13 protein-coding genes are annotated in these 13,379 nt (G+C 56.5%); 4 read left to right on the top strand and 9 right to left on the bottom strand.

Annotated elements, in window-relative coordinates; genetic code table 11:
- Nucleotides 1–24: 24 nt before the first annotated feature.
- Nucleotides 25–915: a hypothetical protein gene (locus tag GC165_13195; GenBank protein MBI1333823.1), complete on the bottom strand. Its 891-nt coding sequence runs from the start codon at nucleotides 913–915 to the stop codon at nucleotides 25–27.
- On the opposite strand from GC165_13195, the gene pdxH reads away from it, so the two are divergent.
- Nucleotides 908–1,534 carry a pyridoxamine 5'-phosphate oxidase gene (gene pdxH / locus GC165_13190; GenBank protein ID MBI1333822.1) on the top strand — a complete coding sequence of 209 codons (627 nt, stop codon included), beginning with the start codon at nucleotides 908–910 and terminating at the stop codon, nucleotides 1,532–1,534. The genes GC165_13195 and pdxH overlap by 8 nt on opposite strands.
- A gap of 1 nt (nucleotide 1,535) precedes the next feature.
- Here pdxH and GC165_13185 read toward each other — a convergent pair whose 3' ends face one another.
- From GC165_13185 to GC165_13160, 6 genes are all read right to left on the bottom strand, one after another.
- Complete coding sequence (locus tag GC165_13185; GenBank protein ID MBI1333821.1) at nucleotides 1,536–2,027, bottom strand: hypothetical protein; 492 nt, start codon at nucleotides 2,025–2,027, stop codon at nucleotides 1,536–1,538.
- Nucleotides 2,028–2,118: 91 nt separating this feature from the next.
- A complete protein-coding gene (locus GC165_13180) occupies nucleotides 2,119–2,595 on the bottom strand; it encodes a hypothetical protein (protein MBI1333820.1) in 477 nt (158 codons plus the stop codon).
- Nucleotides 2,596–2,644: 49 nt separating this feature from the next.
- Nucleotides 2,645–3,172 (bottom strand): hypothetical protein, encoded by a 528-nt coding sequence (locus GC165_13175; protein ID MBI1333819.1) that lies wholly within the window; start codon nucleotides 3,170–3,172, stop codon nucleotides 2,645–2,647.
- Entirely contained in the window at nucleotides 3,172–4,077 is a 906-nt protein-coding gene (locus tag GC165_13170) for an ABC transporter permease subunit (protein ID MBI1333818.1), read from the bottom strand. The genes GC165_13175 and GC165_13170 overlap by 1 nt, the downstream gene beginning before the upstream one ends.
- Entirely contained in the window at nucleotides 4,031–5,374 is a 1,344-nt protein-coding gene (locus GC165_13165) for an extracellular solute-binding protein (GenBank protein MBI1333817.1), read from the bottom strand. Before GC165_13165 ends, GC165_13170 begins: the two co-directional genes overlap by 47 nt.
- The gene (locus GC165_13160; protein ID MBI1333816.1) at nucleotides 5,364–6,248 is read right to left on the bottom strand and encodes an ABC transporter permease subunit; all 885 of its coding nucleotides are present in this window, start codon (nucleotides 6,246–6,248) and stop codon (nucleotides 5,364–5,366) included. Before GC165_13160 ends, GC165_13165 begins: the two co-directional genes overlap by 11 nt.
- A gap of 134 nt (nucleotides 6,249–6,382) precedes the next feature.
- On the opposite strand from GC165_13160, the gene GC165_13155 reads away from it, so the two are divergent.
- Nucleotides 6,383–7,135 (top strand): hypothetical protein, encoded by a 753-nt coding sequence (locus GC165_13155; GenBank protein MBI1333815.1) that lies wholly within the window; start codon nucleotides 6,383–6,385, stop codon nucleotides 7,133–7,135.
- A gap of 86 nt (nucleotides 7,136–7,221) precedes the next feature.
- Here GC165_13155 and GC165_13150 read toward each other — a convergent pair whose 3' ends face one another.
- Together GC165_13150 and GC165_13145 are read right to left on the bottom strand one after the other, a co-directional pair.
- On the bottom strand, nucleotides 7,222–7,737 hold the full coding sequence (locus GC165_13150) for a hypothetical protein (protein MBI1333814.1): 516 nt from the start codon (nucleotides 7,735–7,737) through the stop codon (nucleotides 7,222–7,224).
- Between the two features lie 134 nt (nucleotides 7,738–7,871).
- Entirely contained in the window at nucleotides 7,872–9,029 is a 1,158-nt protein-coding gene (locus GC165_13145; protein MBI1333813.1) for a hypothetical protein, read from the bottom strand.
- 142 nt (nucleotides 9,030–9,171) lie between these two features.
- Here GC165_13145 and GC165_13140 point away from each other — a divergent pair, with 142 nt between their 5' ends.
- Both GC165_13140 and GC165_13135 read left to right on the top strand, forming a co-directional pair.
- Complete coding sequence (locus GC165_13140; GenBank protein ID MBI1333812.1) at nucleotides 9,172–10,998, top strand: CocE/NonD family hydrolase; 1,827 nt, start codon at nucleotides 9,172–9,174, stop codon at nucleotides 10,996–10,998.
- Nucleotides 10,999–11,297: 299 nt separating this feature from the next.
- The gene (locus GC165_13135; protein MBI1333811.1) at nucleotides 11,298–13,379 is read left to right on the top strand and encodes a DUF2723 domain-containing protein; all 2,082 of its coding nucleotides are present in this window, start codon (nucleotides 11,298–11,300) and stop codon (nucleotides 13,377–13,379) included.

Raw genomic sequence — 13,379 nt, 5'->3', positions numbered from 1 at the left:
CTGGAAGCTCACCTACTTGTAAAGCTATTTCTGCCGCGAAGGCACCCACGCGGTGGTGCGGCCACCGATCTGCTCTCTCACGATCGGCTGACCTTCGATCAGATCATCGCCTTTCGTGCCGCCCCAGCGGTAGTGAAAGAGCCAAGTATCCGGGAACTGCTCTTTGTCGGCGCCAACACTCACCGCGTGGTCGAGGACGAATCGAATCGCCTCGCGGAGCTTAGCGGTCTCCTTGAGGCTGAGCGAGTTTCCGAGCCGTGAAGGTCGAATCCCGGCCACGTACAGCACTTCGTCGGCAATCCAGTTGCCGACCCCAGCAAACACGGCCTGATCGAGCAGAATGGCCTTGATCGGCGCACTCTTCTTGACGACCTTCGCGTGGATTTCCTCGGCCGTCGGTAGGTCGAGGTACATGTCTCGGCTCAGCTTGGAGATCGCCTGGTCCTTGTCGGGGGACTCACCCAGCCAGATGCGGGCCAGACGCCGACCATCGGTCATGACGACCTTACGCCCGTCCTCGGCGGTCAGGAGCATTTTGAGGAATTTCGGCCGTCCTTCGGCGTCCTCCATTGGAGCTTGGCCGTGCTCCCGAAGCCGGATCGTTGGCGCGCCGATCTCGCGGAGCCAACCGGCCATACCGAGGTGGGCAAAGAGCCACGGCTTCTCGTCCAGTTCGAGCCAGAAGTACTTTCCTCTCCGCCCTGCCGCGTTAACGGTCCGCCCGACGACTGCGTCGCGAACGATGGTTGGTGAGAGGCCCTTGAAGACGATGTCATCGGTGGCGATTTCGGCATCGATGATCTTCTTTCCAACGAGGGTTCGTTCCAGCGTTCGACGGACGGTTTCGACTTCGGGCAGTTCGGGCACGAATGATTTTAGCCGATGCCCCGTCTGCCAAAATACAGGCATGACCATGTTCGATGGCGGACACTCCGAATACACGTCCGGCAAGCTAGATTTTCCCGACCTACTCGCTGATCCTATCGAACAGCTTCGCCTCTGGCTGCAGGATGCCACCAACGCGAAGGTGATCGAGCCGATGGCCATGACGCTCGCCACCGTAAGCGCAGGGGGACTTCCTTCGGCCCGTATGGTGTTGTTGCGGGGCCTCGATGAGGGCGTCGTTTTCTACACCAACTACCTCAGCCGCAAAGGCATGGAACTCGGAGAAAATCCCCACGCCGCGCTCTGCTTCTGGTGGGGCGTACTGGAGCGCCAGGTCCGTGTCGAGGGGCGAGTGGCGAAGGTTCCGACCGAAGAGTCCGACGCGTATTTCGCGTCACGCCCCAAGGACAGCCAAGCGGCGTCGGCGATCAGCCCACAGAGTCAAATCGTCGATGATCGAAAGGAATTGGAGCAGGCGATGCGAGAAATGCAGGAGCAATCAACCATAGAACGCCCCGATCACTGGGGCGGCTATCGACTGATTCCGACCTATGTTGAGTTCTGGCAGGGCCGCAAAGCTCGCCTGCACGATCGCTTTGCGTACATCCGGCAAGGCGACGGATGGAACATCCATCGCCTTGCACCGTAAATCAGTACCGGAACATTCCGGTCGAGAACTTGTAGATCGTATAAAGGACAACAAACGTGAAGCCCAGGGCGGAAATCAATAGACAAGCCAGACCGTTGGAGTCACGACCCGACGAGTACGCCCGGATGCCGTAATACAGCGCATAGCCGGTAAAAATAAGGCCGCCAAAGCTGGAAATCAAGGAGAGCCCGACGCCGAGCAAGACTCGAATGATGATGATGCCGAGATAGTTCCTCGTCTGCACGGGCATTCCGCCCATCGTCGCTCCACGAGGATACTGACTGAAGGCGGCTGGGGGCGCAACGGCTCCGTAGGCGTTTGCGGCTGCCAACCCGAGTTCGGGCATCTGCGATGCCGTCAATGTCATGTTGGACGCGTGATTGGTGACCTGCGTGGTCGGGTACACCCGCCCCTCCGAAACCCATTGCTTAAGTGTTGGTAAATCAACCGGACCGTACTTGTTTCCGTCCGTTCCGAGTACTGAATACTGCATAAAACCCTCCTATTATTCACGCAAGTCCGGCAAATACGGATGAAAGAATTGTAAATAAAGCGCAATTTAGGCTTCTCTCGAAATTCAGTACTTACCAGGCGCCAATCTTGTACTTGATAAGCGACCAAAGGGTGATGACCATGAAGCCCCCCACGGCCACCGCCATACACGCAGGTGCTTGAGGGTCGCGAGCCGCCCGAGCGCGGAATCCATCGACGATATTCCAACCGCAGATCCAGATCGGCCAAAAGCTGAAAAAGAACGAAACGATCACGGCTAGAACCGTCCATCCAACAATGCCCCACAACCGCGTACGAACCTTCACATTCGCCGCTGGCTGAGCTTGTGCCCGTGGGTAGGCCGAGTAGTGCGCGGGCGGTGCCTCAGCAGGAGACGCCGAACCGATACCAAATTCGGTAAATTCCGCCGCTGGTGCGGTTCGATTGGAAAGCTGATCGACGACCTCGGTCGATCCCACTACCCGACCCTCCGCGATCCAAGACTGAATCGTTTGTAAGTCGACTGGACCATAAAGCTTGCCATCGGAACCCCGCACGGAATACTGCATAAACCGCAACATTATTCACGATTTCGTCGCGGATTCAAACCCGGAAAACCTATTTGTCCGACGCTTTTCCAATATGGAGAAAGCTCTTGAGGACGCTTTCAATCCAAAAGCCCATCAGAAACGGAATCGCAATTGCGCCGAACATGCAAAAGAGGGCAATGGTAAACGCTAAGCCGGACATCGGCTTCTGCTCCTTCGCTGCCTTCCAGGCCCGCACCATTCCCACAATGCAGAAGACAATCGAAAACCAGCCAATGGCGAGCGAAAGCACGAGCCCCAACACGCTCATGATGAAGACGAACTTGTAATCCTCCCAATGATCGGCGACGGGTGCCTGGTTCCCTGCGTAAAGCATTCCCGAGGTGATGGCCGCGTGCTGGCGAGGGTAAAGAGCGGCAAAATGCCCGTCGAGCTCCGGCATATTGCTCGCCATCAGGAGCATGCCGTTACCGAGGTTGCGGACTTTGGTATCGTGAGTGACTCTTCCCTGCTGAACCCATTGCTGGAGCGTGACCAAATCGACAGGACCGTACTCCCGCCCATCCGGACTTCGAACAATGTATTGATTCGACCCCACTACTTGCCGCCTGTCGTTGCAATTCCTTGAATAAAGGTTTTCTGGGCGAAGAAGAACAACACCACGATGGGAATGGTGAACATCACCGAAGCCGCCATGAGCTGTTCCCAGTTCGTGTAGTGATTACTCACGAACTGCTCTAACCCGTAAGCCAAAGTGTACTTACTCGGATCACTAATGTATAGTAGAGGGCCAAAGAAGTCGTTCCAGGCACCCAGGAAAGCGAATAGCGCACAGGTGGCCAACGCCGGTCGGCTAAGCGGAAGAATCAGGCGGACGAAGATCGTCCATTCGTTCGCTCCGTCCACCTTGGCCGATTCGGCGAATTCGGTGGGAAGCGTCTTGTAGAACTGCGTGAGCAGGAAGATGAAGAATGGCGCACCGAAGAACGCTGGCACGACAAGCGGCAAATAGGTTCCGTACCAGCCGAGCGACCGGAACATGGAGAAGATCGGAATCATGGTGACCTGCCCCGGCAGGGCCATCGTCGCCAGCATCACCGCAAACCAGAAACCCGAATACTTGAACTGGATGCGACCAAACCCGTACGCCACCACCGCGCTGCTGGCCACGCTTCCGATGACGGTCAAGAAGCATAGCATGAGCGTGTTGCGCAGGTACACGAAGAACGGCATCGACTGCAGGGATTGCGGATAGTTGCTCCAATGGACTGGGCTCGGGATCAAACTGGTGATGCTAAACGCGGTCGTGCTCGTGCCCGAGGTGGTGTAGATCTGCGTGTCGTCCTTCAGCGATGTGCTGATCATCCAGAGGAGCGGAAGCAGGGGCGGGATGCACAGCAGGACCAAGACCGTGTACACCAACACGCGCTGATACTTCGGTAGGCTCGTCCGTCCGTCAGTCGTCAAAGCCAAGCTCCTTGCGCTTCCGAAGTTCGTTGTCAACGGTTGTTTGCAACTGCTGAAGGGCTTGCTTGGGCGTGACCGAGCCCCGCAACGCCTGATCCTCGACCCGCGAAATTTGGTCCATGTAGTACTGCAGGTAGCCGATCGGCGGCTTGGAATGGCAGTTTGGCCCGCTGAGAATGTCGATGAACGTCTTAAACTGCGGGTTGTCCTTCAGGAATTCCTGATAGATCGGCGCCTTGGCCACGTCCGGCGAGAGCGGTACCCAGCCACCCCACTTGTAGAACTCGGCCGCTCGCTCGGGGTGGGTCAATCCGCTCCAGAACTTCACGAACTCGAACGCCCCCTTCTTTTGCTTCGCCGAGGTTGGAATGATCATGTAGTTTCCGCCGAGCAGGCCCGCATACGGTTTGCCGCCAGCGGGCGGGATCAATGGCCAGATTCGGTAGTCCATGTCTGGCTTGGCTCGGTGGATCTCGTCCACTCGCCATTGACCGTCGTAAGTGATCGCCACCGCGCCAGGAATGAAGGACCATGCGCCAGTGCTAGAGCCGGTGTTCTGCGACGACCAGAACCGCTGGGCGTTTTCATACCCAACCGTCTTCCTCTGCTCCACCAGGGCGGTTAGCGCCGCCTCGTTTTCGGGCGTATCCATGGTCAGCTTGTCCGTCTTGGCGTCGTAGAATCCTCCGCCCCAAGCGATGGACTGAGTCATCAGATCGCCAGTGCTAAAGCCCATGCGGATGATGTTCCCTTTCTCGTCCTTTTTCGTCAGCTTTTTGCCGAGCTCGACCAGTTCCTCGAACGTCTTCGGCGGCTTGTCGGGGTCAGCGCCAACAGCCCGAAGCTCGTCAGCGTTCACGTAGTACGCCATGAGATCGGCCCCAATCGTAATGCCGTACGTTTTTCCTCGGAACTGTCCGCACTCCCGAACGCCAGGGTACGGCACTCGGTGGAAGTACTCGCGTTCCTCGGGCGTCATGAGGGTTTCGAGGTCGGTCAGCAGTCCGCCAACGGCGATGGAGGGGATCGAGTCCGAACCCATCGACATCACGTCGGGCGGGTCACCCCCGATAGTCGAGAGCATGAACTTGGTCTCGCTTCCCGACGACGGCACGAACAAGGGAACGACTTCGTACTCCGTCTGCGACTGGTTAAACCGATCGACGATTTTGTCGACGATCTTCTCCCAATAGCCACCCCAGCGGTGCCAAAACACGACTTTGGTGCGACCCGGCAGAGTCTTACCCGGCATCTTGGCCGTCACCAAGCCGTAGCCGACGGCCGCCAATGCGGCGACCACTGTTACTCGTACGATCAATCGCTTAGCGTCCATAGTGCACCCACTTTCGCTGAGTTCGGAAGATCACGGTCGTGATCGCCACGATGATCACGAACAGCACCCACGCCATCGCGCTTCCGTAGCCGAGGTCGAGGTACTTCCAACTCCGCTGGAACATGTAAAGGGCATAGAACAGCGTGCTGTCTTCCGGTCCGCCCGACCCATTCGAGATCATGAACGCCTGCGTGAAGTATTGAAATGTGCTGATAACGCCCATCACCAGGTTGAAGAAGATCACTGGCGAGAGCATGGGCAAGGTGATGACGCGCGTCTTGGTGAGCGAACTTGCGCCGTCCAGAGTCGCCGCTTCATAGAGGTATTGCGGGATGTCCTTGAGGCCAGCCAGGTAGATCACCATCGATCCTCCCGCGCCCCACATCGCCATCAGCACCAGGCTCCACATCGACCACTGCGGGTCGTTCAGCCAAACCGGACCCTGCACGCCGAACCAAGCGAGAATCTTGTTGACCAGGCCGACCTGTGGGTTCAGAATCCACATAAAGATCGCGGTGGTGCCGACGGCGGGAACGATGGACGGCAGGTAGAAGATGGTGCGGAAGACCGTCATGCCCTTGACGTTGATGTTGAGCAGAAGCGCCAGCAAAACGCCGGTCACGAGCACCACCGGTACCGAGACGAGCGCGAACCTGATCGTCACCCAAAGCGACTTCCAAAACAAGTCGTCCTGGAACAGCATCATGCGGTAGTTGGCCAGGCCGATGAACTTCGGATCCTGGATGATGTTGTATCGCGTGAGGCTGAGATAGAACGACTGGCAGAACGGGTACAGCGTGAACACAAAGAATCCAATGAGCCAGGGCGAAATGAAAAGGTAGCCGGTCAGGTTCTCACGAAACTTGTGCTTCATGGCGTCTTAGGAATGCCCATCTTACACTCGAAAGGCTTGAATTTCAACGATTCCCCAGGGAGGAATGCTTGTTTCTTACCGGGAAAGGCCCAAATTTCAAACGTTTGGCATAAGTCAAATTTATACTGAACCCAATGCATTCGAATGTACTGAGTTCGAAATTCATGACGAAATCGCAGGAGCTGAGGCTCCAGTCGATTTTGGACGGATCGCCGCGGTTCGCTCCGTGGGGAGCGGGTCAATGGGACGCACCCGAGGGGTACGCCTGGACTTCCGTCGAGCATGGCAAGGTGCCGGATACCGTATTGGTTCGAAAGTCGGACCACGCGGCGGTGTTGATCGTGCCTCGCTATACGAACTTGGTCTTCTGCAATCGTGAGGCTTGCGCGTTTACGTGCACAAATGATGGAGTCCCGATGTTCTACATCGTGCGCCGGTCGCAAATCGACCAGCATGTGACTGCCGTTCACCTGAAGGACCTGGAGGGTTCCACTTATTTCCCTTGCCTCGATCGAAGCAGAATCGTTGCAGACATGCCCGGCTTGCCGTCCATTCTCGCCGGGCACTATTTCCTGGAGGACAACCACTACGTGTGGACCCTCAACACCAAAACGGGCGAGTTCAATCACCAGCCGCTGACATGGTTCAACAACTCAATCCGCGAAGTCGGATTTGAGAGTGTCGAGCTTATTCGGACGGACCCAATGACCCAAATCCTGATTGGGTCAGGGTCCCATATCCCCAGCTTCGTGATGAATATCGAGGGCACTACCCTGCTAGCGTTCATCCGCCGGTATAAGGATGGCGAAGTCGACGAACCAAATATGCACCTCATCGAGCGCTGGACCGAGCGATTGCTGATGCAGAATGGCTCGTACATCAGCTAGTGCCAACTAGCTGTCGTGGCATGTTTAGGTGCCTTGTGAGCCTCATTTTCGGAGTGCCGGCTAGTTAAACCTAAGGTCCACTTGGATCACCAAGTGAATCGCTTGTTTTGGACTATTGGTAATCCAGATGCTTTAAGCTCACTTCGCAGCTGCGAAGAATTTGGGCCTAGCGATGCGAGGAAACTTGGAACACTCAAATTCAGTTTTTGGAACGTCACAATCGCTGATATATTGCATAGTTCGGACCTTTGTGACCAAAGCATCACGCTACAAGCCTGCTCCAAAACCTGGTCGCTAGCCTGTGCCCTTTGCGCAAGGGCCTTAAATGTGGCTGCAATTATGTCGCTATTTGGGTGGTTGAAGTATTTCGAAAATTCGCCAATAAACCGATCGTCATCTACGAGCATAAGAAATATGTATAGATACCCTTCGACGAAGACTTTCGTTGTTCGGAGCCTTTCCAGTGCAATTTCGCCACAACCTCCAATCGACACGAGAGTAGCCAACAATTCTTCGCCCGCCGAATCATAATTCCCGGCTCGAACCTCTTTGTCATACCTCTCGTAGGCAACATCAATCTTTGCTGAATCGTATTCAGTCATAGTTGTTAGTTCTACCTGCGGCTTGAACTAGGTGCCGGTCTGTTCGTCTAGGCGCGTGGCCCGGCACATGCTTAAGACTCTGCTGAGTGTTCCACGTGGTTGTGTTAAGCACGGACTAAGAAACGACGCCGTTCCTAATGCCGAGCGGCAAAGTACGGCTTGGCTGAGTCGCCCGAAAAGTTCGCCTTGACCAGCTTCCCATCTCGACCAACCGAGATGTACTGGTCGTTGCCGAGGTAGATCGCCGCCATCAACTTTCCTTTCTGCCCGAAGTACAGCCGATCACCGGCTTGAAGGTCGTCCGCCGTTGGCACGTCGTGCCCGATGTCGAGCTGAACGTCGAGGTCGTTTGAGATTTCTCGCCCCGCCGTCGAGAACACCAAAGCCACAAACCGGGCGCATTCCTTGCGCCAATCGGCCTCATTTGTCGTTGCGTGGAGCGTTGACGCATCAAACGTGTTCACCACCCGCAGGACCTCGTACCCGTTCGCCACGCCCGGAGTGCCCATCGTCAGCGTAGGACTCTCGATCGTCACCATAGCGGCCAAGATGTAGCCGTACGTGCCGTTCGGCAGGAGAACCTTCATGAACTCGTTGTTGTAGTCGTCGACCACGAGGTACTGCCCTTGGCTGGCCACGAAATAGGTTCGGGAGTCTAGATCGGGCAATTCGGCCACGCGGGTGGCCTCGGCGACCCGACCAAGCTTACCGACAAACGTGGTCGGTTGGGCGGGACCAGCGTTTTGACGGAGAACCTTGTCAAGGTCGGAGGCCGCCAAGCCATAGTCGCTCTTGTCAGAATCTGTCTTGATCGGCTGAACCATGCCGAGTACGATTCCTTTCGCATCGAGGATCGGGATGCCGGGTAGCTGAGGCCCAATCGGCTCTTTGATTTGAATAATCGATCGGCCATTATCCTGGCGAATGCCGCTGAGGGTGCTTTGAAACGTAAACCCACCCCCGATCGCGTAGAACCGTTTACCGACGGGAAGCGGTTCGGCGGAAATCGTTAAGGAACGAGAAACCGTGTGGTCCATCCGATACACCGCCACATTCATCTTCGCATCATGAAAGACGAGGTAGCCAAAGAAGTCCTTGTTCTTTCCGTCGTGGATCGTAATCTTGGAGTCCGAGCCGACCACATAATCGCAGGTCATCAAGTACTTGCCGTTCCCGATCGCAAAGCCGTAAGCGCGTTGGTCAGGCGTGTTGACTGCGAACACCGCACCTTCCGCTTTCTGAACGGCAGGCGGGTTGGAAATCTGCATCGCGACGGCGAGAATCAGCATCATGATTGGCTCCAGTATAGGTGTTGCGCGAACTCATCGGCTGTCGGTTCTTTCGCCGACGGTCCCATTTGAACATACGTCCGACGAGGCCGAAAGTTGAATTCTTGCACCACCTCGAGGGCCAAATCCTGTAAGATTCCCCTCAGTGAAACCGTTCTCCTTAGCATTCGCGACTTTAGTAATCGTTTCTTCCGCTTGCGCTCAGCGGCAACAGCGGCCCAACTACCGCGACCAGTACGAAGGCTACGAGTACAACATCCCCATGCGCGATGGCGTGAAGCTATACACCATCGCCTGGGTGCCAAAGGCGCTTGACGGCAAGTCGCCGATGATCATGGAGCGCACATGCTATGGGGCTGGCTCGCTTCAAGGTGGACCGCGAATCCGCAACAAATGGATGGCCGAAGCGAACTACATCTACGTCTATCAGGACGTGCGCGGCAAGGGCAAGAGCGAGGGTGACTTTGTCAACGTTCGACCGATGAAGACAGGCAAAGAGAAGGTCGACGAAGCTACTGACACGTGGGACACCTGCGAATTCCTGGTCAAGAACGTGCCCAAAAACAACGGCAACATCGGCCTTTGGGGCATCTCGTATCCTGGCTTCTATGCGGGCGTCGGGGCCATCCACACCCATCCGGCGCTCAAGGCGGTTTCACCTCAGGCTCCGGTCAGCAACTGGTTCATCGGCGATGACTGCCACCATAACGGCGCGCTGTATCTGCAAGAGTCGTTCGACTTCTCGACCTTCTTCGACGTTCCCCGGGGTGGCCAACGACCGGTCATCGACCGCGAAGGCAAGAGCGGGTACCAGTTCTATCTGGACGCCGGCCCCATCGCCGACCTCGAAAAGAAGTACTACCGCGGCCTGATTCCCTACTGGAACGAGATGGTCTCGCATGACACCTATGATCAGTACTGGAAGGACCGATCTCTGCCCGATCACTTTAAGGACGTCCATTGCGCCGTGCTTACCGTCGGCGGATTCTTCGACAAGGAAGACATGTGGGGCGCGCTCAACCTGTATCAGGCGGGCGAGAAATATAACAAGACACCCAACTTCATTGTGATGGGCCCGTGGTATCACGGCGGTTTCACTCGCACCGGAGACGTGCTCGGCGAAGTGTCGTTCGGCTCCAACACTGGCGACTACTACCAGGAGCACATCGAGTTTCCCTTCTTCGAGAAGTACCTCAACAACAAGAACATCCCCGCTCCCGCCGAGGCTAACATCTTCGAAACCGGGGCCAATAAATGGCACCAATTCGACGTGTGGCCGCCCAAGAACCTTTCGCCATTCTCGCTGTATCTAGGGGCGAACAAGATGCTGACGTCGGTACCTGATGGCGCATCGAGCGAGTCGTCGTATGAAAACGATCCGTCGAACCCGACGCCGTACCTGGCCAACTACAACGAAAGCCGCAACGCGCCGCGTGACTGGCTCATCTACGACCAGCGCTATTTCGAGACTCGCCCAGACGTGCTGACCTACCGGTCGGCGGTCCTGGACCGCGACACGCAGATCGTCGGCAAGATCGACGCGAACATGTTCATCAAGACCACGGGAACCGACTGTGACCTCGTCGTGAAGGTGATCGATGAGTATCCGCAGGATAGCGAAGACGTATCCGCTACCGACCCGAACAAGAAGCTAGGCGGCTTCCAAATGATGGTCAGAAGTGACATCTTCCGATGCAAGTTCCGCGACAGCTTCTCGAACCCCAAGCCGATCACGCCTGGCGAGGTGACCAAGGTCGCCTTCAAGATGAATGAGACGATGCACACCTTCAAGAAGGGCCATCGCATCATGATTCAGGTTCAAAGCGACTGGTTCCCCATCGCCGACCGCAACCCGAACAAGTTCTGCAAGATCCAGGAGGCAACCGCCGCCGACTTCCAGAAGGCCACGATCAGCGTCGAGCAGGGCGGCAAGAACGCCAGCTTCATCAGGTTCTATCAGATGGCGAAGTAGTATCAACCTTCTCCCCTCTAGTTCGCTGTGCTCACCGACTCCCCGCTGGAGAGTAGCGATTTCGTACCTTCGGTCCGCACCAAACCAGGTTCAATGTGCCCTTGGAAATGATTTTGAATGAACTTGTGGATCCAAACTTGGCAGAAGGTTATAACCATGCTACTCTCCAGCGGGGAGTCGGTAAGCGAGCAACACGAAGCGAACCGGAGGGGAGTTATCAGCATTTCTGCAAACCCTGAAGACCAAAGTTCAACCTGGTAATTTCTCCAGATTCCCGCGAACCTGCCGAAACCTAAAGTGTGGTTCGAGGTCTTTCCGCCATTCGGACTCGCACGCGTGATCGTGCTGAGTCCATTCCCGCCGTCTGGGTAACGGTCGCGCTCTTCGCCGTCGCGTTCCCCATCCTGGCATACAACTGCGCCCCAGCCGTCTCGTTCCACGATAGCGGTGAGTTCTCGCTGGCCGTGTACAGCGCCGGACTTCCCCACTCTCCCGGTGCCCCGACGTGGATGATCCTCAACCTCATCTTTCGTTTGTTCACCTTCGGAGCCGAAGCCGCAAGGTCGGCTAACCTGTTCAGTGCCTTTTGTGGCGCGATCACGGTGGCCTTTGCCGGTGCCTTCGTGTTCCGACACTTCAGCGACCGAGCCAATCCCATTCGCTGGCTGACAGCCATCATCGCCGCGCTCAGCGTCATGGGCACGGGTGCCTTCCTCGAGCAATCGTTCATCGCCGAGCAGTACACGCTCATGACCGCCATCATGGCCGCCATCTTGTTGGTTATCCAGACCAACGAAGGCAACCCCAAAGCCAAGTGGTACTGGTTGATGGGCCTGCTGTGGGGTCTCGCCGTCGGCAACCACCCCAGCCAGGTCATCCTCGGTTTTCTCTTCCTGCTTCCGGTCATCCAGAAGCGCAAGGAAGTCAAGATTTGGAAGTCGGTGCTGTGCGGAATCGGGGGCGTACTGACCGGTCTTCTCGTCTTCATCTACCTTCCAATTCGATCGCACGCCAACCCGGTGATGAATTGGGGACACCCCAACACATGGCAGAATTTTGTGTTCAGCGTGACGCGCCAGCAATGGGATACGCGGCCATTCACCGCCGCTCCGACCGGCTTCATCAAGGAGTGGTTTCGAAGCTACAACCTCTTCGGTGAGATGGGCGCGATTAGCACGGTTTTGGCCGTCTTCGGCTTCGTTCTCGGCTTCCGCCGAGCCCGACGTCCGCTCTCATGGATCCTCATGCTCATCGTTCCCTACGGCATCCTCATGCTCTTGGGACACCTTCATCAGAAGGGCATGGACCTCATGTATATCCGCTTCTACGGCGTTCGCGACTGGCATATCCCGATCTACATGGGACTCTCGATGCTTGGCGCAATGGGAGCCGTCTGGCTCTTGGACATGCGTCACAAGGTCACGGACAAAATTCGCGTCGGCGGACTCTCGGTTGCGGCTCTAGGCCTGGCCGGTACGTTCCCATTCCATCTGTCGCAAGAGACCATGCGCAACTACATTGCGCCGGTGGACTACGCCAAAGATTACGTAGCTGGTCTTCCAGACAACGCGATCCTCTCGACCTTTACCGATGACGCGTCGCACATTGTTGGCTACGAGCATTTTGCCAATCACCTCGCGCCTGGCATGTACTTCACGTTTGGTATGCCGCAAAACGGCCTGACCGCGCAGAATTCCTCGAAGTGGACGCTGGAAATGAAGAAGACTTTCATGACGAAGTGCATCACCACGCCGTCTCAGAACCCGATTTCCCTGCCCTATGTCGTGTCGGACGACGAGATTCGCCACCGACCGCTGTTCACCGAGTTCACGGCGGGAACCTGCCCGTGGCTAGCTGACTACTGCCTGCCGCACGGGTACCTCGTCCAGTTGCTCGAACGACCGACGACGAATGACGAAGTCCTAAAGGCCGACGATGAATTCATGGCGCAACATCCCGAAATGTTCTCGAAACCAAATGGACATCAGCACCGCCTAACCCGCGAGGCGATGAGCTATGCGCACACCCGCCGGGGGCTCTTCTTCATGAAGCGAAAGATGTGGCAACGGGCAAAGGACTGCTTCGAACTGGCGATGGCTTGGGAACCGAATAACCCCCAAATCATCTTCCCGTATGGAGCGACGCTCGAAGAGATCGGTGACTATGTGGGGGCCGAAAAGGCGTACCTGACCTGTATCGATATCATGCCGGACTTCGTTTCGCCTCGCCAGAATCTGGCCCTGCTGTACGCGTTCGATGGTCAAAACGACCTTGCCAACAAGTACTTGGACGAAGAGCTAACCCTCAGTAAGCATGACACTGAGGTCGTGAAAGCGGCGGAGGAGATTCGGGCCAAGATGGCGGCGAATAAGAAAAGATAG

It is taken from the genome of Armatimonadota bacterium (assembly GCA_016125185.1).
In the GTDB taxonomy this organism is placed as follows: Bacteria; Armatimonadota; Fimbriimonadia; order Fimbriimonadales; family Fimbriimonadaceae; genus Fimbriimonas.
This window is presented reverse-complemented; position numbering and strand designations above follow the sequence as displayed.

Excerpts from the sequence above, each read along its gene's own strand:
- GC165_13150 (MBI1333814.1), bottom strand. The coding sequence starts at position 7,737 with ATGACTGAATACGATTCAGCAAAGATTGATGTTGCCTACGAGAGGTAT.
- GC165_13165 (MBI1333817.1), bottom strand. The coding sequence starts at position 5,374 with ATGGACGCTAAGCGATTGATCGTACGAGTAACAGTGGTCGCCGCATTG.
- GC165_13195 (MBI1333823.1), bottom strand. The coding sequence starts at position 915 with ATGGTCATGCCTGTATTTTGGCAGACGGGGCATCGGCTAAAATCATTC.
- GC165_13160 (MBI1333816.1), bottom strand. The coding sequence starts at position 6,248 with ATGAAGCACAAGTTTCGTGAGAACCTGACCGGCTACCTTTTCATTTCG.
- GC165_13180 (MBI1333820.1), bottom strand. The coding sequence starts at position 2,595 with ATGCAGTATTCCGTGCGGGGTTCCGATGGCAAGCTTTATGGTCCAGTC.
- GC165_13155 (MBI1333815.1), top strand. The coding sequence starts at position 6,383 with ATGCATTCGAATGTACTGAGTTCGAAATTCATGACGAAATCGCAGGAG.
- GC165_13185 (MBI1333821.1), bottom strand. The coding sequence starts at position 2,027 with ATGCAGTATTCAGTACTCGGAACGGACGGAAACAAGTACGGTCCGGTT.
- pdxH (MBI1333822.1), top strand. The coding sequence starts at position 908 with ATGACCATGTTCGATGGCGGACACTCCGAATACACGTCCGGCAAGCTA.
- GC165_13145 (MBI1333813.1), bottom strand. The coding sequence starts at position 9,029 with ATGATGCTGATTCTCGCCGTCGCGATGCAGATTTCCAACCCGCCTGCC.